This is a genomic window from Bacillus kalamii, from assembly GCF_047238185.1.
GTDB lineage: Bacteria > Bacillota > Bacilli > Bacillales > DSM-1321 > Bacillus_AD.
Genome location: NZ_JBDFMI010000001.1, coordinates 1,299,889 through 1,323,434, shown reverse-complemented (window position 1 = coordinate 1,323,434; position 23,546 = coordinate 1,299,889). Strand labels below are relative to the sequence as shown.

The following is a 23,546-nucleotide window of genomic DNA, read 5'->3' as shown; positions in this document are numbered from 1 at the left end:
AAAAAAAATGTTCAACGATTGCGCATTTCGTTGAACATTTTTCTCTTAAAATTTTCGTTTACCTATGAATTTGGCAATATCCTGCATATTTTTACGTGCCCTTACATTCGGCAATTTTTTTAATTCATCAAAAGCCTTTTGTAAAAAACGGTCGCTAATATCAATCGACTGTTCAATAGCCCCGGATGCCTTAATATCCTCGATGATCTCCTTCATTTCACCATCAGAGATTCCTTCGTGGACAGTGACGATTTTTTCCCTCAATTGTTCATGCTGCATGGCGAACAAAACAGGCATAGTAATGTTGCCCTGTTTCAAATCGCTGCCTGCAGGCTTTCCCAATACTTTCTCGGAAGCAGTGAAATCAAGAATATCATCCATGATTTGATAGGACATGCCGACATTATACCCAAATTTAAATAGCGTTTTATGCATGCTTTCCTCGACCCCGGAAACAATGCCTCCAAGCTGGCAGCTGGTGGCTATAAGAAGGGCGGTTTTCCTTTTAATCCTGCGGAAATAATTAGAAACAGTTTGGTCAAATATGTACTTATCGCGGATTTGTTCTATTTCACCCAAGCAAACTTCTACAATCGTATTGGATAAAAGCTTATGGGCTTCCGGATTTTTTACTTCCGTCATTAATTCTAACGATCTGGCAAAAATATAGTCGCCGGTATACATGGCTACACGATTATTCCATTTCGCCTGGACAGTAGGCGCACCTCTTCGCATCAGCGACTCATCTATGACGTCATCATGCACCAATGAAGCCATATGGATTAATTCCAATGCCATTGCAACCTTTTTTACGACATGGATATCATACTGACCGAATTTCGCAGCCACCAGCACGAAAATTGGGCGAATCCGTTTCCCTCCAGCCTGCAGCAAGTGGAGGGAAGCTTCTTGCAACAGAGGATCACTTGCCTGGATGCTGTTTGCCAACTCTTTTTCTATCGTTTGTAAATCTCCATTTAAAAAGGAGGACAACATTTTATATTTCATACGAACCACCCAGCTTTAATTTCATCAATTGCTTTCTTTACTTGCTTTTATAACCAATATGGGTTGCGGCAACACCGCCTGTATGCCCTTTATAGGAAACATTCATGAAGCCGGCCTTTCTGAACATATCGGCAAGCTCTTTCATGCCGGGAAACTCAGATGCCGATTCCTGAAGCCATGAATATTCGTTATAGCTTTTGGCAAATAGCTTACCGAATAAAGGCATAATATGCTTAAAATAAAAATAATATCCTTGCCGGAAAACAGGCATGGTTGGCTGTGATGTTTCTAAGCAAACTGCCATCCCTCCTGGCTTTAGGACCCGGTTCATTTCATTCAGCACTGTTTGGTAATCGGGAACATTGCGGAGGCCGAATCCGATTGTCACATAATCAAAGCTGTTGTCCTCAAAAGGAAGGCTCATAGCGTTCCCATGAATCAGCTTCACATTATGCAGGTTTAATTCCTTCACTTTCTCTTGTCCGACACTGAGCATATTTTCGCTGAAATCAAGACCGGTCACATGGCCTTCTTCACCTACCGCATTTGACAAAGCGATCGTCCAATCAGCCGTTCCGCAACAGACATCCAGTGCTTTTGAGCCAGGTTTAACATCCATGATTTTCATCGTCGCATTCCGCCATTTGATATGCTGCTGAAAAGAAATGACCGAATTCATCTTATCGTAATTTTGCGAAATATTCTCGAAGACTTTATGTACTTTTTCTTCCTTTGATGATTGCATAATTACCCTTCTTCCACGTATGACTTCATCTTATATCGTTCATGCTGCAATTGTTTTCTGTAAAAGACGGTTAACGGCGAATCCTGCAAAGAATTTTGCTGCAACTCATTAACACAGGCAGCATAGATTTCCTGCATTTGATTATCCACTTGTTCCATCAATCGATGCCTTTCATCTGAAGACAACACTTTTGTATCCTTTGAAAAAAGCAATCTCGAGAACGCTTGGTAAACAGGAGATTCTTTCTCTTTGATGAATGACTGTTGTTCCCTCATCAATCGTTCCAACAGTAGGATATTCCCAAGAAAACCTTTGTACCGGGGGATTGTAAAGCATTCTTCCACTTTTATAAGCAAGGACGCTTCAATCCATTTGACTGTTTCCAGCAAGGAGGATACATCCGTATAGTGCTTCTCATATAAAACGATTTTTTTTTCGTTGATATCCATAATTCCTTCTGAAAGAGATTGAATAAGGTCATTATTCTCCATATCAGAAAGGATGCTGTAGTATAGTCCACTGTAATAATCTGCTGCCAATACAGTAAGTTGTCTTAATTTCAAAGCATCTTCTTCAGCTTGCCCTTCAAAGGAGGTCACATCATTATGTACATCCAATGCAGATTGGACCAATAAAGTTGCACAAATATATTGTTTTTTTTCTTCACTGGAAAGTTTAAGCCCGTCCAGAATCAATAAGAGCAACAGAATTTTTTGTTCGTCAATGAATGGCTCATTCAAGTAGCGGCGCAAGTATGGATGATATGCTTTTGATAGGATATAATCACGCAATTCTTTACTATACGAAACAAGATTTTCCATTATTATCACCCTTGTACCCTGATTTCCATATAACAGCAATCACTTACTCTCATATGATCCGGCTTTTCATCCGAAAAGCCATTGTCATTATACCATAAAACCTTTTAGCATTCTTGCTTTCAAGCAGTTTTTATCATGACCTAAAAAAGGAAATACAGCTTCTTCCTCTTATTTTTTTTCGCTTTCCACTTCACCGAATGCTGTTAATATCTGGGCATGGCCGCGGACCTTTATGGCCGAAGTATGCTCTGTGAACTGGGCAATCATTACCTCGCCGCTGTCCAGCTTTTCAGAATGATGAAATCGCGTATCAGATCCTCTAGTCAATCCGATCACATTCACTCCATCTTCTTTCGCCTTTATAATGATAAATTCTTCATTCTTTTCGCCCATTTAATACTCCTCCAATCCATTATGCTGTATAGAAAGCTTATTTAATTAATGAAAGCACCTCTGAACGCGACCTTGCATCCGAAGCAAAAATCCCTCTGACTGCTGAAGTGATTGTCTTTGCACCGGGTTTTTTGACCCCTCTCATCGTCATGCACATATGCTCTGCTTCCACAACCACCATAACTCCATGAGGTTCAAGGCTTTCCAAAATACTGTCAGCGATCGTTGATGTAATCCGTTCTTGAAGTTGAGGCCTTTTGGATACGGATTCTACTGCCCTCGCCAATTTGCTCAATCCGGTTACTTTTCCATTGCGCGGAATATATGCCACATGGGCATGGCCGTAAAAAGGGACCAAGTGGTGCTCGCATACGGAGTAAAATGGGATATCCTTCACGAGTACCAATTCTTCATGCTCTTCACCAAAAATCGTTTGGAAATATTCCTTCGGGTCTTCTTGCAAACCGGAAAAAATCTCCTCATACATCCTTGCTACACGCTTCGGAGTATCAACCAAACCCTCTCTGGATGGATCTTCCCCCACAGCTTCAAGAATCATCGTTATTGCCTGTTCAATCTTGGCATGATCTACTTTTGTCATTCTCTCTTCTTCCTCCATCACTGAGACCATCTATACGCACGCTTTTGAGTGTACTCTATATGCATACTGATTATCATCTATTTTCTATAGGGTCCTTCTTTATCCAATTGGCAAAGGTTTTCCCTTTTATATTAATTTATCTTTATAAAAATTCATATTAACATATTAGCACAGATAGGAAAACACAATCAAAAAAAGGGCCACATATCGCGGCCCTTTTTTCACTATACATATTCAAATAGCTATATGTACCTTATTTTACAGCATCTTTAAGTGCTTTACCTGGTTTGAAAGCAGGTACCTTGCTTGCAGCGATTTCGATCTCTTCACCAGTTTGTGGGTTACGACCTTTACGCGCAGCACGCTCACGTACTTCAAAGTTACCGAATCCGATAAGTTGTACTTTATCGCCAGATTTCAAAGCGTCCAAGATTGTATCAAAAACAGCATCAACAGCTTTTGTTGCATCTTTCTTAGAAAGTTCGCTAGCTTCTGCAACTGCATTAATTAGTTCTGTCTTGTTCATGCCATTCACCTCCTCCCAAAAGGAATTTCATTTTCAACATTCATATAACACTACCCATGTTGTACAATGAAGGTTTACATTTTAAGTTAATAATTTATTAATAACTTCCGAACATAGGATCGTGTCAAAATTCGACTTTTATCCTACTCTATCTCCGAAAAGAAATCAAGTGGCAATTCTCATTTGACAACCTGTCCAGAAAGTTAAAAAACGAAGTAAAACCCAAGAATGGCAACGCCTTAACTGATTTACTGTATGTAGATTATCATAATCATTTCTCGTTATCAAGAGAATTCAATAAATAATGGTAATCTTTTAAGGATTTGTTGCAATAATTTCTGAATTCCAACGTTAATATGCCATTCTTCCCCAAAAAAGGGGTCATTAACCCTTTTTATTACTATTTTGTGACAAAATAGTTTTACATCCCCACACAAGACACATATCCCTAAAAATTCAGGCTGCACGTGGTTTTGGAAGCCAAAATATCCTCCGCAGATTCAACTCTTTTTCAGTCAAAAACAGCTAAAAGGCTGATCCGATTTTACATGGATCAGCCTATACATTTCATTAAAGGATAATGGCGATCAATCCACCCGATCCCTCATTTATGATTCGTTCCAAGGTTTCTTTCAGTTTATAGCGCGCATTTTCCGGCATTAGTGAAAGTTTTGCCTGGATGCCTTCCCGCACAATGCTGCTCAAACTTCTTCCAAATATATCGGAGTTCCAAATGGAAAGCGGATCATCCTCAAAATCTTGCATTAAATAACGGACAAGTTCCTCGCTTTGTTTTTCCGTGCCAATAATTGGCGCAAATTCAGATTGCACATCCACTTTGATCATATGGATGGAAGGCGCGACCGCTTTTAGCCGAACGCCGAACCGTGGTCCCTGACGGATTATTTCTGGTTCATCCAGGCTCATATCGACCAATGAAGGAGCAGCAATTCCATATCCCGTCTGTTTGACCATCTTCAATGCATCCGCAATTTGATCATATTCAGCTTTTGCATGGGAGAAATCCTGCATCAATTCCAGTAAATGATCCTTTCCGCGGATTTCGACGCCGACAATTTCCTTTAAAATGGAATCGTATAACTCATCAGGCGCGTACAAATCAATCTCTGCAACGCCCTGGCCCATTTCCATCCCTGCAAGGCTAGCATTTTCTATGAATTCAAAGTCGATGAATTGATGAACTACACGATCCACATCACGCAGCCGCTTGATGTCTTTTACCGTTTCTTTGACTGCTTCCTGATAACTTTCCCGCAGCCAATGATTTTCCCGAAGCACCATGACCCAGCTCGGCAAATTGACATTTACTTCTAAAACTGGGAATTCGTACAAGGCTTCCCTCAATACATTCATGACATCTGATTCACGCATGCTTTCTACACTCATCGCCAAGACGGGAATATTGTATTTTTCCTCCAATTTCACCCTTAAAGCCTCGGTATCGGGATGAAAAGGCTGTACTGAATTGATGATAATGATGAAGGGTTTTCCTACCTCTTTTAATTCTTCGATAACACGTTCTTCAGCTTCCAGATAGTCCTTTCGCGGTATTTCTCCTATTGTCCCATCTGTTGTCACAACCACCCCAAGCGTGGAATGGTCCTGAATCACTTTTCTGGTGCCGATTTCAGCCGCTTCATGGAAAGGGATAGGATCCTCATACCACGGTGTATTGATCATCCTCGGCCCATTTTCGTCCTCATACCCCTTAGCGCCTGGCACTGTATAGCCGACACAATCCACCAGCCTGATATTGACCTCCAGTCCCTCTTCCACACGGATGCTGGCAGCGGCGTTCGGAACAAATTTCGGCTCTGTCGTCATGATCGTTTTTCCGGCAGCGCTTTGAGGAAGCTCATCCATTGCCCTTGCCCTGTCAGCTTCATTTTCCATATTCGGTATGACGACCAATTCCATAAATTTCTTTATGAAAGTTGATTTACCTGTCCGAACTGCACCAACAACGCCAAGATAAATGTCCCCCCCGGTGCGTTCGGCTATATCTTTAAAAATATCTACTTTTTCCACGAGATTCCCTCCCGATATTAGAATGCTTGGAATATACTATCCAGATGTATTAGTTAAAACAGTATATATCTATGACGTTGTCCTATAGAATTATGCTTCTTTTTTCCCCCTCCACTTAAAAATGAATGGCATTCACCTGCATACCGACTACAAACTAGGTTATATGCCAACACCAGCGAAAACCAAAATGAATTATTCGGAACACCAATTAACAAATGTCATATAAAGTATAGCTATATCGGCTTATTGCTGTATGATAAGGTACTATGTCCGCATGTTACTCGTAATTTCTATAAAAAAAACCCTTCTCCTACAATATATTTTGCAGAAAAAGGGTTATTCCTACTTTATGAGAAAAATCGGCTGGTTTTTATCATTGACTGTATAAGGAAGGGAAAAGGCAGGTGCGTAAAAAGAATTCCCCATTAAAGCCGGGCGGATGTCCTCCCCGCTTTTGAAAGTGTGTTTATTCTTCTCAAGTACATTCAATAAATCAGGCGTATAATCGACATACAAACCACCTTTAGCATCGTAAATGATGCCTAATTTAGTATGGCTATAGGGACTCTCAACAACTGGGGCTTCTTCATAGCCCAATTTTTTATAATCGAGTACATAAACAGAATTTGCAAGCGTTTCCTTATACGGCGGGTATTTATGTTCATCCAAGTACATCCTCAATCTCATATTATAATCCTGAATGGCTTCAGCAATCCGCAAATCATAAATTTTTACTTTTGGCTGCTTTTCAACATCCACCAGCACATATTGAAAAACCCCTCCGCTTTCAAATGCATTGCCGGGAGGCTCCGCCAAATACTTTGCTTTTAATTTACTGAAATCAATTGGATATTTTTGGTAATATGGAACTGTTGCATCCATATTTTTTATGGGCAAAAGCCCCCCCTGGTCAGCCCTGAATTGATCAACAGCTTTTTGGACAGATGAAACCTGGTCCTCATATCCAATCTTATTCTCTGTCTTTTCGCTTTGGGGATACATGCATCCTGTTAAAGCAGCCATAACAATAATCAGTATTGCCGCAATGTATGTTTTCTTCATATGCATAACTCCAACTTCCCTCAGTTTGTCGGCCCGCTCAATACGACCACCGCAATTATAATTCCCGCCAATATCATCAGTATGTACGCTACAATAGCTGTTACAGCCTTAAAAAAGCCTTTCAGTTTATACCGGCTGAAATAAATGCTGAACAGTGAAATGATCATAAAGCCCATAGCTATGAACGATATCCACATTTTTTGCAATCCTGGTGTCATCTTTTAGTCACTCCCCAAATAATTACTGTACATCCATAAAAATACACATGTTCCATTCCATTATAGTACAAACTTTTCCATAATGAACAAGAAAAATGAATTTATAGCAGCATTCCCCATAGAACCGCGTATCCCAAGCCATAAAGATGAATGTTAAACGGCACCAAAAGCGGAAAGCTCCTGTTTACCCCCGACAAGCTTAAGCAGGGGCTCTGACAAAGGCTGCTCTTCGCCTTTGACAGTGGCACAGCTTAAGACCTCGAGGGGGTGGCGCTTGCAGCTGGATGAAACCAAAAGCGGAAAGCTCCTGTTTACCCCCGACAAACTTAAGCAGGGGCTCTGACAAAGGCTGTTCTTCGCCTTTGACAGTGGCACAGCTTAAGACCTCGAGGGGGTGGCGCTTGCAGCTATAGGATCAACAGTTATCCACCAATGAACCATTATATATTTTCCTAAATATCAAAAAAGCAGGAGGTAGCCACTGGCTACCTCCTGCTTTTGACTAAAATCCACATCCCACACAGGTCTGTCGAGTCTTGTTCTATTACATTGCATCATATGCGAAGCGATTCCATCAGGTGCCGCCAAACTATGCAGAAAACAACTAATCGCTTATTTGCTGGCCTCCAGAATGTTGACAAGGTCCTCCATCTCAGAGGTCTTATCGCGCGACATCAGAGAATCCACTGCGTCACGTACATTCTTCCCATCAAACAAAACACCATACAATGCCATCGTGATTGGCATTTTTACATTATACTTCTCTGCCAATTGGTAGGCTGCCTTGGTTGTCCGCACACCTTCAACGACCATTCCCATGTTGTCCAGAACATCCTCAAGCTTTTGGCCCTTTCCAAGCATATTGCCTGCACGCCAGTTCCGTGAATGGACACTTGTACATGTAACGATCAAATCACCGACACCAGTCAATCCAGCAAATGTCAATGGGTTGGCCCCCATGACAGTTCCCAGGCGGGCAATCTCAGCCAACCCTCTAGTCATAAGGGCGGCTTTTGCATTGTCCCCATAGCCGAGGCCATCTGTAATACCTGCTGCAAGTGCAATAATATTTTTTAGTGCTGTACCTATTTCTACCCCTATTAAATCAGGGTTTGTGTACACTCTAAAATTATGGTTAATGAACAGATCTTGAACTTCCTTAGCCGCCTTCATATTTTTAGAAGAAACTGTTACGGTTGTAGGATGGCGCAAGCTTACCTCCTCCGCATGGCTAGGCCCTGCCAATACGACTACATCCTTCACAATAGACGCATCGGCTTCTTCTTCGATCATTTCAGAGATTCTCATAAGTGTACCAGGTTCAATCCCTTTGCTTACATGGACAACAGTCAATGGCTCTTGGGCAGTTTCATTGATCTGTTTGACCACTTCTCTGATGGCCTTTGTAGGAACAGCAAGAATAACAGTGCCTACCCCATCTAGCGCTTTTTTAAGATCAGCAAACCCTTTAATGCCCTCCGGCAACGAAATGCCTGGCAGATAAGCTCCGTTTGTATGCTTTTCATTGATTTCTTCAATTTGGGCTGGCTTGTTTCCCCAAAGCCTTACATCGCAGCTATTATCAGCAAGAACCATCGCCAGTGCAGTTCCCCAGCTACCTGCTCCGGCAACTGCCACTTTTTGTTGTTTCTCCATGTTCATCACTACTTTCTTATTTTCTTTTTCTTGCATAGATTTTAATCGGTGTACCTTCGAAATCAAAAGCATCACGGATTCGATTTTCAAGAAATCTCGAATATGAGAAATGCAGCAGTTCTGGATCGTTAACAAATACAACAAATGTCGGCGGCTTCACAGCCACTTGAGTCGTATAATAAATCTTCAGGCGCTGGCCTTTATGGGTCGGTGTCGGATTCATCGCTACAGCATCCATGATGATTTCATTCAGGATGTTAGTCTGTACCCGTAATGAATGATTTTCACTCACTTTGTCAATCACTGGAATTAATGTATGGATCCGTTTCTTTGTTTTGGCAGACAAGAAAATAATTGGAGCATAATCAAGGAACAAGAAATGGTCCCTTATTTGCTGTTCAAATTCCTTCATCGTTTTCTCATCTTTTTCGATAGCATCCCATTTATTCACAACAATTATGACACCACGGCCGGCTTCATGGGCATATCCGGCAATTTTCTTGTCCTGTTCGCGAATACCTTCCTCCACATTAAGGACAACTAACACAACGTCGGATCGTTCAATGGCGCGAAGAGCTCGTAGCACACTGTATTTCTCGGTACTTTCGTACACTTTTCCCTTTTTGCGCATTCCGGCTGTATCAATGATGACATATTCTTTTCCATTGAACTTATATGGAGAATCGATAGCATCACGGGTAGTCCCTTCGATATCGCTGACTATGACTCTTTCTTCCCCTAGCAATGCATTCACTAAGGAAGATTTGCCGACATTCGGACGGCCGATCAAAGAAAACTTGATAACACTGTCATCGTATTCCTGCTCGCCATGTGCAGGGAAATGCTTGGCCGCCTCATCCAACAGGTCACCAAGCCCCAATCCATGTGTACCCGAAATCGGGAAAGGTTCTCCAAATCCCAAAGAATAAAAATCAAAAATTTGGTCTCTCATTTCAGGATTGTCCACTTTATTGACTGCAAGAACGACTGGTTTCTTGGAACGATAGAGGATTTTGGCCACTTCTTCATCAGCTGATGTTACTCCTTCACGTCCATTTGTCATAAAAATAATGACATCGGCTTCATCAATCGCAATTTCAGCTTGCTGGCGGATTTGTTCCAGGAAAGGTTCATCCCCTAAGTCGATACCGCCTGTATCAATTATATTAAAATCATGATTTAGCCACTCTCCGGAGCTATATATCCGGTCTCTGGTCACTCCTGGAATATCTTCAACAATCGATACTCTCTCTCCCACTATACGGTTGAAAATAGTTGATTTCCCGACATTCGGTCTACCCACTATTGCAACAACAGGTTTCGGCATGATCATCATCCTTTCGTTTCATCTATACACAATTTTCTTTTTTTGAAGGAAATGATTATTAATACAGTTTTAGAAAACACATATTTCTTTTCATTTAACTTCCTGCTCTGCAAAACAACCCTTCTTATAATAAGAAGGGTGCAACTATCCTATAGTACCAAATTTTTTGGTATGTAACAATAACATCACTAGTGTTATCGCAAACACAGACGTTAATGCTTGACGATTATGTATACATCTTCTGATAATTTGTGTGCAATTCCATCGAGAATCGCTTCCAGATTAACCGCAAACGTATCCATTTCCTCTATTGTACCACAATGGAAAACAGTCTGTGCAACAGGCACCTTTTCTTTATCAGTAGTCACAACAGCCAAAATGAATTTTTCTATGACCATTTACAGCAGTCCCTTCTCATCACTATCTATCTTACTTGGAAGACGAATGGCATTTTCCAATGCGGGCACGTTACCGATCACTTTCATCGCCTTTTCGATATCCCTTTCCTGCGGCAAAATAAAGACTCCGATCCTGCCGTCATCCAAATCCCTTTTGGCAAGCGGCACTAGTGCAGGCGTTCCGGAATCTCTATATACGCCTAGAGCAACCGAACAATCATGCAGAATGGCTTGCCTTTGGCCAAGGTTTGCAATGGTAGTGCGGACATTAAAGCTTTTAGGTTTCAAAATAAAGCCTAGTCCATGCCTCAAGATTTCCTCCTGCCGTGCAGGCAAACCAATATTCATAATGTAGATATTATCAATATATAAACCGGCACCATCAAACCTTAATTCACAATATTCAATGTCAACCAAATCCTTCAATGTTGCGCCTGACATTAATTTCTTCGATAAAATGATACAAATGATGATCGCTGCCAAAGAAGCCCAAATATTAACAAATAGATAGGCCGCCGTTACGAGCATCGATGTGAAAATCACTAAATAATTTCTTCCTTCAAACGCAATAGCAATCCCTTCAATATAGGTATTTCCTCTTTTTACCAACTCATATTCATCTAAGCCTGTCAGTGTATTCCGCTCCATATTCCGTACTTCTCTAAATTGGGATGCAGCCACTGTAAGAAACGTAATCGCTGTATACTCCTGAAGCAATAAAGCAGGCACTACAATACTCCCAAGCCCTGCCGCAATTACACCAAGCGCTAAATGTATGATTTTCCCATGCAAATATGTAGGATATTGGCGATAATCACTCTTTAGCATAAATAAACGGGTAAGGATACCCGATAAGGTTCCGATTGTTATTGGCCAAAAATAATCATGCATCTGCTTATACCTCTTTCTTATGTTGAATGACTTTATTATTTGTCAAATAGCCAATTGTTATCATTTGCAAAGCAGAAAAGCCTATATGGAACAGAGTCACAATAGCCAAATGGTCAAGCCAAGCAAGTGACAAAATCGGATAAAGAATGCCAAAACGGAAATAAATAATTAAAAAAAGGAGGTCGTGAATCACCATTCCCATGGTTAGGGCGATGATTCTCTGGCCTTTACTCTTCATCAGGAGAATACTAAGAAGCACAATTATTCCATATACAGACCAGTCAGGCAGCCAAAGAAAACCAATCGGCTCCATCGAGGAAAAAAACTCATAGCTTCCCAGGCATAGCGCTATAGTAAACGAAGAAATACCTACCCAGAATTGATCCTTCCACCGTAAGGATGACATATACACGCACGCTATTAATATGACACCGATGGCACCCATATTGATCGGCATTGATCCGGCTTTGATGGTGAATTGCGACATAAATAAGAGGCAGAGTAATAAAATTGTAAATAGATGCGGAATTTTTTTATAGAAGAAAAAAAAGAATACAAGTATCAAAAGCCAACTGCTCCAAATAAAGATAAGCCCTTCCATCATTTCAACACCTTTCACACCCATTATGGTCAGATTTTTACATACTAAAACAATAAGCGTATAAAATCCGCCGAATATTTTAAGAAGGATATGAGAAAGTAGTAAGAGGAGGTGCAGCAAAATGGGCAGAGATCGCCAAGAAAAGAAATTAAAGAAAAGCAAAAGAGTAGAATCCGACCGGGACCAGTCTCTTCATCATGATGGAGCAACCGTACTGGACACACCCGAGGAAGCCAGGAAAACGAACCAACATAATTAATAACAGCAAAAGAACCCTCGCCAATGGCAATGGGTTCTTTTTTAACCAACCATATTTCTACTATAAGCAACCAGTCCTTACCCATCGAAAAAAAGAAAGGACTTTTCAAAGCATACGCTGTTTAATCCATTGAAGAGTTTCGCCGGAAAGGACCGTATCAGCTTCTCTAAGCTCCTCTACTGTCCTCGCGCCTAAAGCCGTCATGATGACGGCCAAATCAAAATGAAATTCCTCGATGCTTTTAATCAAGGCTTCAACGCCCTGTTCCTTGCATACTTTCAGGAAATAACCAGCGACACCTACCCCTCTTGCTCCCAAAGCCAAGCATTTAGCTGCGTCCATCGCATTCTGGATTCCTCCTGAAGCAAGAATTTCGATATTCGGTACTGATGATGCCTCGATGACAGAAACAGCGGTAGGGATGCCCCAATCATTAAAATAGTGGAGCATCCTGCTTCTTCTCTCATTCTCTATCTGGGCAAAGTTCGTTCCGCCAAATCCTCCTACATCAGCAATGCTGACACCAACAGACGCTAACGTGGACACGGTCTCCTTACTCATTCCGAAACCGACTTCTTTCACAATGACAGGAACATCTAGACGGCAGCAAATAGCTTCGATAGTAGGCAATACTCGACTAAAATCACGGTCCCCTTCAGGCATGACCAGTTCCTGAATTACATTCAAATGGATCTGCAAGGCATCCGCTTCCAGCATTTCAACCGCTTGCAACGCTTGTTCAACTGTTGCCTCAGCCCCTATGTTGCCAAAGATGATTCCTTTTGGGTTTTCTTTGCGAACTATTCGATAAGAAGAACGTTGATCGACATCCTTTAATGCTGCCATTTGGGATCCGACAGACATGGCCACACCTGTTTCTCTAGCTGCAATCGCCATATTTCTGTTGATTATTTCAGTCTCGGGTCCGCCTCCTCCAGTCATGGCATTTATAAAAATTGGCGAACTTAAAGAAAGTTCGCCAATTTTTGTATGGAGAGAGGCTTCGTCAAGAGATATACCCGGCAAGCTAACATGGACAAATGATACATCATCCAGCCCTGTCTGTCTGCTTTGGCCAGTCTTTAGCGCATATTCTATATGTTCTAATTTTCTTTTCGTTCTTGACAAATGACATCACCGTATTAATTCTTAAATTTTTTCAGCTGGTCGCCGATTACATCGCTGAATGAGAATCCAGTTGTTTCTTCAGGCAATTCATAATCAGCATCTTGAGGTTCTTTCTCAAGCAATTCTTTGATGCTTAAAGACAATCGTTGTTCATCTTCATGGACATCCAATACTTTCACTTGCACTTTTTCCCCTTCCGACAGCACTTCATGCGGTGTGCCGATGTGCTTATTGGAAATTTGGGAAATATGGACTAATCCTTCCACACCAGGGAAGATTTCAACGAACGCGCCGAATGATACTAGACGGCGAACAATCCCTTCCTGAATAGAACCCTTTGGGGCCTTTTCAGCAATGTTATTCCAAGGTCCAGGCAATGTTTCTTTAATGGATAATGAAATACGTTCATTGTCACGGTCGACTGAAAGGACTTTTACTTCCACTTCATCGCCTTCGCTGACTACATCAGACGGTTTATTCACATGCTCATGGGATAGCTGGGAAACGTGCACCAAGCCGTCAATGCCGCCGATATCCACAAATGCACCGAAGTCAGTTAAACGTTGGACAATACCTTTCAACGTTTGGCCCTGCTCGATTTCTTCTAGGCGGCTCTGTTTATTCTTGCTTTTTTCATCCTGGACGACTGCTCTATGGGAAAGGATTAAACGATTATTTTCCTGGTCGATTTCAACAATTTTAAAAGTAAGTGTTTTCCCCTTATAGTCAGAGAAATCTTCCACATAATAATCCTCAACCAATGAAGCCGGCACAAATCCGCGAACGCCTAAGTCCACAACCAAACCGCCCTTTACGACGTCCTTGATTTCTGCTTCAATGATGTCTCCATCTTCAAATTGTTTATATAATCTTTCCCAAGCATTATGGGCTTCCACCTTGCGCTTTGAGAGAATAAGGCTCTCTTCCTCAACCTTAGTCACTTCCAATTCAAGCTCTTCACCTTCGGATACAACGTCGGATGCTTTTTCTACATGTAAGCTGCTTAGCTCACTAATCGGAATGATTCCGTCAATTTTACTATTGGCAACATCCACATAAACCTGTTTGTCTTCGACCTTCGTAACGATCCCTTTCACCTGGTCTCCAACTTTATAACCTTTTACTTCATATTCTTCTTCAATCATATGTACTCCTCCTTACCCATGACTGCTGAAAGTATAAAATACTACTATTAACCATGCTATATCCTTTTTTTGTTAGCTTCAAACCTAAAAATATGCATTTATTAATAGCCACCACATCTTCACTTTGGAAGCGGTCATAATTTGTTAGGAATAAATATCCTCACACTAAAATTCTTATAATTTACTCTTTTTGTCAAGGGATACGCCTTATTTATTATCCCTAATAAGCTTAGAAATATGTTCCATAATGATTTCTGTCGCCTGTTCCGCATGCATTTTTGTACCTTCTTCCTTATATTTGGAAAAATCGATCGGTTTCCCATAGACAACTTTCAACCGTTTAAAACGCTTATAGGGTCCAATAATCGCACAGGGCACAACAGCGGCATCCGACCGTAGAGCAAAAAATCCTGCCCCAGCAAGTCCTTTGCCCAACTCGCCGGTTTTGCTTCTCGTTCCTTCAGGAAATAGGCCAACCACTTTTCCATCCTTCAATAGCTTAAGGGCTGTCCTTAACGCATCGCGGTCGCTCATTCCGCGCTTAACAGGGAATGCATTGACATGCGGCAAAATCTTCTTTAGGACCGGCACTGAAAACAGTTCCTCTTTCGCCATGAAATGGACCGGCCGCGGGGCATTCGCCCCTACAACCGGAGGATCCAAATTTTCTATATGATTGGAGCACAGCAGTACTCCGCCTTCCTTCGGAATATTATCTCTTCCGATAACCTCAAACCGATATACCGGCTTTAACAATACATAGACAACATTTTTCGCAAAATTATAGAAGCTCATTCACAAAGCCCTTTCTTTTACAAGAGATATAATCCGATCTGCTGTTTCTTCTATATTCAAAGATGTCGTATCAATTTCAATGGCATCTTCCGCTTTCTTCAAAGGAGAAACTTCCCTTTCTGAATCATAACGGTCACGTGCTGCGATTTCCGCCTTTAGTGTTTCCAGATCGGAAGGGAACCCTTTTGCCATGTTCTCAGCATGCCTTCTTTGTGCCCGCTCCTCAACGGAGGCAATCAAAAACAGCTTTAATTCAGCATTCGGTAAAACATGCGTCCCAATATCCCGTCCGTCCATTACAATGCCGCCAGCCGCAGCCATCGCTTGCTGCTTGGCTACCATTTCTTTGCGGACAGAAGCATGCTTGGAAACAGCAGACACCGAGTTTGTCACTTCAGCCGTACGGATTCTTTCGGATACGTCTTCTCCATCCAGAAAGACTAGCTGCCCGTCTTTTCCCGGCTTTAATACAATTTCACTATTCATAAGCACTTTATACAGCCCTTGCTCGTCTTCAATATCTATATGGTTTGAAATGGCTTTTAAAGTTAAAGCTCTATACATGGCCCCGGTATCGACATAAACATATGAAAAATGTTCAGCTACAATTTTGGCTACAGTGCTCTTTCCTGCAGCGGCAGGCCCGTCTATTGCTATTGATATGTTTTTCTTGTCCATAATTCCTCCTGTGGCTTTTACAACGTAAATAAACATGCATTCTTTATTTTATCATAAAAAGCAGTCCACCATCAGTCCGATTGCCAATACGTTTTATATTTTTTGTTGTATAACGACTATAGATAAAGAGTAAACCCGGCATCCTTTACAGCGCCGGGTTTACTCTTGTTCCATATAAAGGGAAGATTGCTCTTTCAAAACATCGGCAATCCTATCGTAGTTATCCAAGTAAACACCTTCATATCGTGCCCATTTTTTCCATTCGGCGAATGCATCCGGACGGTGAAAAATGAATTGGCAAAACAATAAGAATGCCAATTGGATAAGAACCAGCTTCACCAAAAGCCTTTCTATTTTTTCCATGCCGTTGCCCCTTTTTTATGATATAGCATCGACGGGATCGACATGAAACATACATTAATCCCTAACCTTCCGTTGCTCCAATTGTTTCTCGAAACAGAAGCGGATTAATTGTTGGCGTTCTTTGTCAGGTATTTCATTAAACTGCATGGTCATCACATTGTACCTTCCAGCAGGCTGTTCGATCAGCCTCACCACCTGGCTGTCGACCTTTACGTAATGGATGCTTCCTCCCTTCGCCGGAAGGACAAGCCATATAGTTGCTCGGCTGTTTTCCTCGACTTTGATTTCCTTAGGGACCAGAATGGCAGCTCCGCCTGCACTTATATCCTCCGTAACGGTAGTGAAGGGAGGAAAAGCATGGTTAGGGCTATGTACTGCTGCATCGATATTCGTCTCGATCCGGACAAATTCACGCCTTTGAATTTTATTATGCGTTTCCTTTGGCGGCAAAGATAATTGGATCATCGGAATAGTTGATTTTCTTTTCCCTAGTACCTCTGTCTGAAACCAAAATGCATTCTCTGTTTCATCCACATATGACGCTTTCAATGTTATGCCGTCCGGCAAAAAAGCCGTCTTTTTCGTAGCCATATTTTGCGGGTAATCTATATAAACGCAGCCATTGGACATTTCTAAAATTTTCGATTGGTATTTCTCATAACTACCTGAGCCTTTAGACTCTAATACAAGCCGGTTACCGATCTTCATTTGTTTCTCCACACTTCCCCTAGAGTATTAAGTATTAGTTCAAATTATCCATCTATATTATGGCAGAAAATTTAAAAAAGGAAAAGTATTGAAATACTTTTCCTTTTTGGATTAAATAGAATTCCGATAACCCGGTTCTTTTTCAGACATTTTTTCTACAAGTTCTTCATCGCCATTGTCGGCATTGATGAAAAGGCGGTATGTTTCATTATCTAATACGCCCATGAACTCATAGCATAGAACCTCTTTGCCGCCTGTATCCGTGATAATGGCCAAGCGGTTTTCCATGATCTTCACTTTACTGTTTATTTTCTTTTTGGCTTCCTCTAGCGTTAACTTCGGTTTCGATAGTTGTCTTTCTTTATTCGTCTTAAGATAATCTTCGGCTGAATAGCCGATAATGCCTCCATTATCGAGTGCCACTTTTACCTTGATTGAATCAGTATATACTCTGACACCGTTTTCAACATGGACAAAATTAAAAACTCCGACCGAATCATATTGCGAGCTTTCGAATAGTTCCATCGATGTATAATGTTGCTTATCCAGTAATTCTTTCGCTTTTTTCGCGGCTTCGTTTAAACTGATTTTCGCTTCCTTTACTTCTCGGTTATTCATATAAATAATCGGATAGCCAACCTTTTTCGTTAAATCGACTGATATCATACGGTCTGAATCGCTATCTTTTAACGTTACACTGTAGAAGGGAAAATCTGAACCTTTACGGCTCTCAATCACAGTTGCCTTAGCAGACGGGCTATAAGGGACAAATTTGCGTGCAATTGCCTCCGCTTCCGCTTTTGTAATTTCTTTCCCCTTTATTTGCCGATACTGATCATCCTTTTGTTCATGGGATACAAAGCTTGGTCCAAATTGTGAAGCTTCTGCGTATCCGCCTACTTTTTTCTCAACCATATTAAAGCCGTCCACGATTGAATTGTCCTTTGGAGAATTCCCGCTCGCCATCGATTGCTGGACATCCGACCAACGCAGATTTTTAGCCATGATGGTATGCTGCACTTGCCTTAAATCATTCTGGATTTCTTTCGATTGTTTGTATAAACGCTGTAGCATGCTGTATTCCTCATCTGAAAGAGGCTCTTTTTCAAGGTCCCTAACAGCTGTTCGATAGCTGAAGTTTCCTATATTATTTAAAAACTCCTCAGTTTGGTTGAATGTCATCAGCGCTAATGGAAGCTGCCCTACATCTCCTTGTGCTTCGGAAGTAATTCTCCAAACATCAGTCAATGCAGGCGATAATGATTTCCGGGTATTCATCGCCAATGTTGTTCCCAACTTATCATTTAACAGGTCCATTTGATAGGACAAATCATGGAATGCTCGTTGGTAATTGTTCTCAGCCTGAATGATCACATTGTTTTTATCTCTGTGTTCCTTAAAGCCGTAATAGCTTGTTCCCGCTACAGCGACTGCCAGGAGAGCAATAATAATATTTTTTGCCATTAAAGATGCACCTCTTTACTTACAGAATATATGCTTTCCGATTTTTTTGATTTGCGGACGGGACCATATCCATTTGCTGGTTGCAGTCTCAGGATTAAAGTAATACGTCGCGTTTCCTGAAGGATCCATGCCGTTTATTGCATCAATGACGGCTTTTTTAGCTGTTTCATTTGGTTCCATATATATTTGGCCATCTGCTACAGCTGTAAAAGCCAGCGGTTCAAAAATAATTTGGGAGATGGTATTGGGAAAGGACGGACTTTCCATTCTGTTCAATATAACGGCTGCGACCGCCACTTGCCCCTCATATGGTTCTCCTCTTGATTCCCCATATACTGCTGAAGCCAATAGATTGATGTCGTTCTCCGAAAAACCGGCAGGGATATTCCCTTTCTTGGAAGCTGTCTGATTGCTGGCAGCTCCCTCTTGTTTTCCTTTGTTAGTACCGGTATTTGACTGTTTATTCGGTTTTACCTGCTTTTCGATCGGCACATTTCCGTAATACGTAAATGTATTGCCTTTATTGATTTGCTCATGCACAAATTTCTTATTGAAATTCGAAGCTTTCACTAATTTATTTTTAGTGGATTGCCCGGCCAAGCCGTCAATTGGAAGACCGAAATCGCTTTGAAAATTGCGCAGAGCCCAATATGTACCCCAGCCAAAAACACCATCGATTTTCCCATGGTAGAAACCAATGTTTTGCAGCCTTGCCTGTAATTCGACTACATCATCCCCTGTTGCCCCTTGCTGGATGACCTGTTCGGAAAAAGCATTTGCCGATTTTGGCTGATCAAATAAAATAACCGAAATCAGCATAATGCACGCTAAACTAATCTGTTGCCACATTGTCATTCTCACGAAGAACACTCCTAACTATAATTATGAATGGAAGTAATCCTATTTTTTTCAATGAAAGGTTATTTTATGCGCTTAATTATCCATAGAGCCATCTCGTTAAAAAGAGGGAGTCCCAGATAGCTTTATATTAGGCAAAGGGCTACACGAAGGAATGTAAGATTCGTGCAAGCATAGCGTGGCAAAGCCTCTGAAATCCGACCAGGTAACCGTTCCTACACAAAAAAGGAGCCTCCGTTCAAAACGGACACTCCTTTTTTCAGTCTATCTTTTCTTTCTTTATCTCTCTCATAAAGGAAGCGATCATCAGTACAATCACAAATGCAAACGGAAAAGCGCCGACAAGAGCAGTCGTTTGCAGAGCATCCAATCCGCCCGCACCTAATAAAATCATTGAAAGTGCGGAAATGATGATTCCCCAGCTTAATTTCAGACGGTTTGACGGATTAAGGGAACCGTTTGACGTTTGCATGGCAACGACATAAGTAGCTGAATCGGCAGATGTAATAAAGAAAGCTGCCACTAAAACCACGCCCAGCGCCTGAGTAATTTGAGCAAACGGCAATTGGCCTAGCAATGCAAATAACCCGACTTCCGGACCGTTGGAGGCAATTTCAGATGCGATATTCCCTCCGCTGAACATATCAAGATGCAGAGAAGTGCCTCCAAAAACAGCAAACCAAAATGTACCGATCAACGCCGGCACAAGAACAACGCCGCTAATAAATTCACGAATCGTACGCCCTTTACTGATACGGGCAATAAAATTGGCCACAAACGGAGTCCAGGAAATCCACCAACCCCAATAGAAAATGGTCCAACTACGGATATAGGAGGATTCGTCATGATTCAATGGATTCAATTTCAACGACATTTCCGGCAATGTCTGGATATACTTTCCGAGACTTGTCGTAAAAAAATCAAGGATAAATAATGTCGGCCCTGCAAACAAAACAAAAAATAACAACAATGCAGCCAACATAATGTTGAAGTTACTCAAATATTTAATCCCTCTTTTTATCCCTGTTTGAGCTGACAGAAGGAATACAACTGTAAAAACTCCAATTAAGATGACTTGAAATCCAGTTGTATTATGGATACTCGGAATGAGGTAACTCAGACCTCCAGCAATTTGCTGTGCTCCGATTCCTATAGTCGGAATTACTCCAAAAACAATGGCCAATACAGACAGTATATCAACAATACGGCCAATTACAGAAGAAGAAGATGTCTTAAATAAAGGAGTAACTGTAGATGAAATAGTGCCAGATTTGCCTTTCCTGAATGTAAAGTAAGCAATAATCATGGCAGCTATTGCATATATCGCCCAAGGATGGATTCCCCAATTCAAAAAGGAATACCGCATAGCAAACCGCATTTTATCGGCTTCGCTTTGGCCATCCGTTAAAGGCGAGTCCATGTGCGCAATCGGTTCAGATATTCCATAAAAAACCAAGCCAATACCCATGCCCGCAGCAAACAGCATGGAAAGCCACGTAACATATCCAAACTCTGGGCGGTCTTCATCTTTCCCCAGCCGGATTTTTCCGTATTTGGATACAGAAAAATAGATGGCTAGGATAACAATTGACGTCATCAATAGACTATAAAACCATCCGAATTTTTCAAGCAAAAAAGAATTTCCAGCGGACATAGTCCTTTCAAGTGAAAATTTTCCTGCTATATTTCCAGGAAGCAGCCCCCAAATAATAAATAGTGCAATAATAGAAACAGATACAAGTAATACAGTATGCTTTTTCTTGATGATACCACCCTTTCTTTGTTCAATGGATCATTTAATTCCCATTAAAATGCTATGTTTTATAGAATACACATGACTCTTCTATTATTCAAGCATAACGGTTCAAAGATCATTCCGGAACGTTAAAAAGCACGCTCGTATAGGCGTGCTTTCATTGCTGGGATATTTCTGCTGCATAAATATCCGATAGCTTCCTTGCTTTCTTGATTTTTCGCAATCCGAACCACCAAAGAAAAATCATGAAAGGAGCAATCGTATAAATCCAAAGTGTTTCTTTTAGTAAGATATAATCATAGAGACCGTGTAAAAAGAATGGCACGAGGAAAGCATAAAGCATAAATGATCTCTCCCTGTCGCTGGCAAACTTCCCCTTCCCTAAATAATAGCCCATAATAACACCAAAAAGCGCATGGCTTGAAACCGGGAGCAAGGCTCGTCCAAAAGCGAATTCGACTCCATTGGCAATCAAATAAAAAATATTCTCTGCACTTGCAAACCCTAGCGAAACTGCCGAACCATAGACAATCCCATCGTACGGTTCATCAAACGACACATGGGAATAAATGGTATAAATCAAAATAAACCATTTTACAAACTCTTCAAGAAACCCAGTAGCGAAGAAAGAATAAACCGCATCATTCGAAATCAAATGCTCCGTTTGAAGCACATATTGGATAAACATAATGGGGAACACAAGTAAGGCACCAAATAAAAAAGTCCTTATAACTACAAAGATCGGTTCAGTTCCATAATAATCTTTCAAATAGAAATAACTGAGCAATGCCAGTCCAGGTGCTAAACCGGCTGTAAAAATGACCAGCATCCGCCGACCTCATTTCTTTACTTATTTTGTCTTATCGTACCATGTTCTTAGTAAAAAATCAGTAATCGTTCCTTGCGGCTTTCTTTTTGGGACACATCAAAGAAAAAGCGGCCGGCCGGCCGCTTCTTCTTTACTTATTCTATGAAGTTCCATCCTGTTGCTATACTAGTAAATGGCACAACTACAATATTATTCATTTATTAGTAAGTAAAATCAGATTGCGTGACTTTATCCTTGGAGGCCAGCAATACAGCCAATTTAATACGGGCTTTTTTACTGTCGTAATCCTCCCCCAAAAGAACGCCTCTCTGTTTTAAATCATGCGCACTGCCTTCATAGCCATATGAAGGATACACCTTGCCTTCTTCAGCACTTGTCGTCATGACCACGGCAACGCCTTTATCCAAAGCATTCTGTATGGAATCGATCATCATCGGTGTTACTTGTCCACGCCCGACGCCTTCCAATACAATTCCTTCAGCATCCGCAGCAACCGAAGCATCAATAAAGAGCCCATCCTGTCCGGTATGGCATTTAATAATGTCCACCCTTCCCAATGGTTTAGTTAATTCATAGCTTTCTTTTCTCACAGGCTTTTGGTAAATGGACACAATGTCATTATCAATGATCCCAAGATATCCATAACCAAATGATTCAAACCCCTGAAGATTGGAGGCATGTACTTTTTTTACATATTTGGCGGAATAGATGCGTTCATTGAAAACAACCACTACGCCCACATTGTGCAACAGCTCGCTGGAAGCTGTGTAAATCGAATTCTTTAAATTTGAAAACACATCTGTCCCCACTTCCTGTGGTGAACGCTGAGAACCCGTCACTACGATTGGACGGTGGTCATTAATGGTTATATCCAGAAAATAAGCAGTTTCTTCCAGGCTATCCGTTCCATGGGTAACAACCACTCCGCTTACACTATCATCCTTGAGTTCATTTTCAATGGCTTTTCTGATTAAATCCATTTTAGAAAAATTTATATGCATGGAAGGAACTTGCATAATATCGACTATATGTATGTCGTAGCCATCAGGCAAATCACAAAGCGATGCCAATTCTTCACCGCTTATTGCACCTGAATCAAGCAGGCCTTTATTTATTTCCTTACTTGCGATTGTCCCGCCGGTAGTGATTAACGTAATTTTTTTTGTTTTCATATCGACACCTCCACATTATCATACTATATTTGACAGGAAAAGCGGAAGTCTTGTTCACATAAACCTTTTGTATTGATTGAGGACAGAAAAAGAGA

General features: G+C 41.2%; 26 protein-coding genes. 1 reads left to right on the top strand and 25 read right to left on the bottom strand.

Features of this window, described 5'->3' with window-relative positions; genetic code table 11:
* Positions 1-45: 45 nt before the first annotated feature.
* The 14 genes from hepT to ABC357_RS06545 all read right to left on the bottom strand — a co-directional run bounded on the left by hepT (position 46) and on the right by ABC357_RS06545 (position 12,299).
* Positions 46-1,008, bottom strand: a complete 963-nt coding sequence (gene hepT, locus ABC357_RS06610; protein WP_412886739.1) for a heptaprenyl diphosphate synthase component II — start codon at positions 1,006-1,008, stop codon at positions 46-48.
* A gap of 37 nt (positions 1,009-1,045) precedes the next feature.
* Positions 1,046-1,753, bottom strand: a complete 708-nt coding sequence (locus ABC357_RS06605; RefSeq protein ID WP_412886738.1) for a demethylmenaquinone methyltransferase — start codon at positions 1,751-1,753, stop codon at positions 1,046-1,048.
* A 2-nt stretch (positions 1,754-1,755) separates the two neighbouring features.
* On the bottom strand, positions 1,756-2,574 hold the full coding sequence (locus ABC357_RS06600) for a heptaprenyl diphosphate synthase component 1 (protein WP_412886737.1): 819 nt from the start codon (positions 2,572-2,574) through the stop codon (positions 1,756-1,758).
* A 168-nt stretch (positions 2,575-2,742) separates the two neighbouring features.
* Positions 2,743-2,967, bottom strand: coding sequence for a trp RNA-binding attenuation protein MtrB (gene mtrB, locus ABC357_RS06595; protein ID WP_412886736.1), 225 nt, complete (start codon positions 2,965-2,967; stop codon positions 2,743-2,745).
* A gap of 37 nt (positions 2,968-3,004) precedes the next feature.
* Positions 3,005-3,568, bottom strand: a complete 564-nt coding sequence (gene folE / locus ABC357_RS06590; protein WP_412886735.1) for a GTP cyclohydrolase I FolE — start codon at positions 3,566-3,568, stop codon at positions 3,005-3,007.
* Between the two features lie 253 nt (positions 3,569-3,821).
* On the bottom strand, positions 3,822-4,094 hold the full coding sequence (gene hbs / locus ABC357_RS06585; protein WP_019242034.1) for a non-specific DNA-binding protein Hbs: 273 nt from the start codon (positions 4,092-4,094) through the stop codon (positions 3,822-3,824).
* A gap of 570 nt (positions 4,095-4,664) precedes the next feature.
* A complete protein-coding gene (gene spoIVA / locus ABC357_RS06580; RefSeq protein WP_412886734.1) occupies positions 4,665-6,143 on the bottom strand; it encodes a stage IV sporulation protein A in 1,479 nt (492 codons plus the stop codon).
* A 342-nt stretch (positions 6,144-6,485) separates the two neighbouring features.
* A complete protein-coding gene (locus ABC357_RS06575) occupies positions 6,486-7,205 on the bottom strand; it encodes a hypothetical protein (protein ID WP_412886733.1) in 720 nt (239 codons plus the stop codon).
* 20 nt (positions 7,206-7,225) lie between these two features.
* On the bottom strand, positions 7,226-7,423 hold the full coding sequence (locus tag ABC357_RS06570) for a DUF2768 domain-containing protein (RefSeq protein ID WP_412886732.1): 198 nt from the start codon (positions 7,421-7,423) through the stop codon (positions 7,226-7,228).
* Positions 7,424-8,035: 612 nt separating this feature from the next.
* Positions 8,036-9,079 (bottom strand): NAD(P)H-dependent glycerol-3-phosphate dehydrogenase, encoded by a 1,044-nt coding sequence (locus ABC357_RS06565; protein ID WP_412886731.1) that lies wholly within the window; start codon positions 9,077-9,079, stop codon positions 8,036-8,038.
* A gap of 16 nt (positions 9,080-9,095) precedes the next feature.
* Positions 9,096-10,406 (bottom strand): ribosome biogenesis GTPase Der, encoded by a 1,311-nt coding sequence (der, locus tag ABC357_RS06560; protein WP_412886730.1) that lies wholly within the window; start codon positions 10,404-10,406, stop codon positions 9,096-9,098.
* Between the two features lie 212 nt (positions 10,407-10,618).
* Positions 10,619-10,804 carry a capping complex subunit for YIEGIA gene (locus ABC357_RS06555; protein WP_412886729.1) on the bottom strand — a complete coding sequence of 62 codons (186 nt, stop codon included), beginning with the start codon at positions 10,802-10,804 and terminating at the stop codon, positions 10,619-10,621.
* Positions 10,805-11,695: a YIEGIA family protein gene (locus ABC357_RS06550; protein ID WP_412886728.1), complete on the bottom strand. Its 891-nt coding sequence runs from the start codon at positions 11,693-11,695 to the stop codon at positions 10,805-10,807.
* A 4-nt stretch (positions 11,696-11,699) separates the two neighbouring features.
* On the bottom strand, positions 11,700-12,299 hold the full coding sequence (locus tag ABC357_RS06545; protein WP_412886727.1) for a YphA family membrane protein: 600 nt from the start codon (positions 12,297-12,299) through the stop codon (positions 11,700-11,702).
* A 118-nt stretch (positions 12,300-12,417) separates the two neighbouring features.
* Here ABC357_RS06545 and ABC357_RS06540 point away from each other — a divergent pair, with 118 nt between their 5' ends.
* Positions 12,418-12,555 carry a YpzI family protein gene (locus ABC357_RS06540; RefSeq protein WP_412886726.1) on the top strand — a complete coding sequence of 46 codons (138 nt, stop codon included), beginning with the start codon at positions 12,418-12,420 and terminating at the stop codon, positions 12,553-12,555.
* Between the two features lie 105 nt (positions 12,556-12,660).
* Here ABC357_RS06540 and fni read toward each other — a convergent pair whose 3' ends face one another.
* The 11 genes from fni to ABC357_RS06485 all read right to left on the bottom strand — a co-directional run bounded on the left by fni (position 12,661) and on the right by ABC357_RS06485 (position 23,451).
* A complete protein-coding gene (gene fni, locus ABC357_RS06535) occupies positions 12,661-13,683 on the bottom strand; it encodes a type 2 isopentenyl-diphosphate Delta-isomerase (protein ID WP_412886725.1) in 1,023 nt (340 codons plus the stop codon).
* Positions 13,684-13,697: 14 nt separating this feature from the next.
* Positions 13,698-14,828: a 30S ribosomal protein S1 gene (gene rpsA, locus ABC357_RS06530; RefSeq protein WP_412886724.1), complete on the bottom strand. Its 1,131-nt coding sequence runs from the start codon at positions 14,826-14,828 to the stop codon at positions 13,698-13,700.
* A gap of 207 nt (positions 14,829-15,035) precedes the next feature.
* A complete protein-coding gene (locus ABC357_RS06525) occupies positions 15,036-15,623 on the bottom strand; it encodes a lysophospholipid acyltransferase family protein (RefSeq protein WP_412886723.1) in 588 nt (195 codons plus the stop codon).
* Entirely contained in the window at positions 15,624-16,301 is a 678-nt protein-coding gene (gene cmk, locus ABC357_RS06520; RefSeq protein ID WP_412886722.1) for a (d)CMP kinase, read from the bottom strand.
* Positions 16,302-16,460: 159 nt separating this feature from the next.
* The gene (locus ABC357_RS06515) at positions 16,461-16,664 is read right to left on the bottom strand and encodes a DUF5359 family protein (RefSeq protein WP_412886721.1); all 204 of its coding nucleotides are present in this window, start codon (positions 16,662-16,664) and stop codon (positions 16,461-16,463) included.
* A 54-nt stretch (positions 16,665-16,718) separates the two neighbouring features.
* Positions 16,719-17,372: a flagellar brake protein gene (locus ABC357_RS06510; RefSeq protein WP_412886720.1), complete on the bottom strand. Its 654-nt coding sequence runs from the start codon at positions 17,370-17,372 to the stop codon at positions 16,719-16,721.
* A gap of 111 nt (positions 17,373-17,483) precedes the next feature.
* Positions 17,484-18,836 (bottom strand): germination protein YpeB, encoded by a 1,353-nt coding sequence (gene ypeB / locus ABC357_RS06505; protein ID WP_412886719.1) that lies wholly within the window; start codon positions 18,834-18,836, stop codon positions 17,484-17,486.
* 15 nt (positions 18,837-18,851) lie between these two features.
* Positions 18,852-19,655, bottom strand: a complete 804-nt coding sequence (sleB, locus tag ABC357_RS06500; protein WP_412888598.1) for a spore cortex-lytic enzyme — start codon at positions 19,653-19,655, stop codon at positions 18,852-18,854.
* A 298-nt stretch (positions 19,656-19,953) separates the two neighbouring features.
* Positions 19,954-21,462 carry a BCCT family transporter gene (locus ABC357_RS06495; RefSeq protein ID WP_412888597.1) on the bottom strand — a complete coding sequence of 503 codons (1,509 nt, stop codon included), beginning with the start codon at positions 21,460-21,462 and terminating at the stop codon, positions 19,954-19,956.
* Positions 21,463-21,607: 145 nt separating this feature from the next.
* Complete coding sequence (prsW, locus tag ABC357_RS06490) at positions 21,608-22,279, bottom strand: glutamic-type intramembrane protease PrsW (protein WP_412886718.1); 672 nt, start codon at positions 22,277-22,279, stop codon at positions 21,608-21,610.
* Between the two features lie 200 nt (positions 22,280-22,479).
* On the bottom strand, positions 22,480-23,451 hold the full coding sequence (locus tag ABC357_RS06485) for an asparaginase (RefSeq protein WP_412886717.1): 972 nt from the start codon (positions 23,449-23,451) through the stop codon (positions 22,480-22,482).
* Between the last annotated feature and the right edge of the window lie 95 nt (positions 23,452-23,546).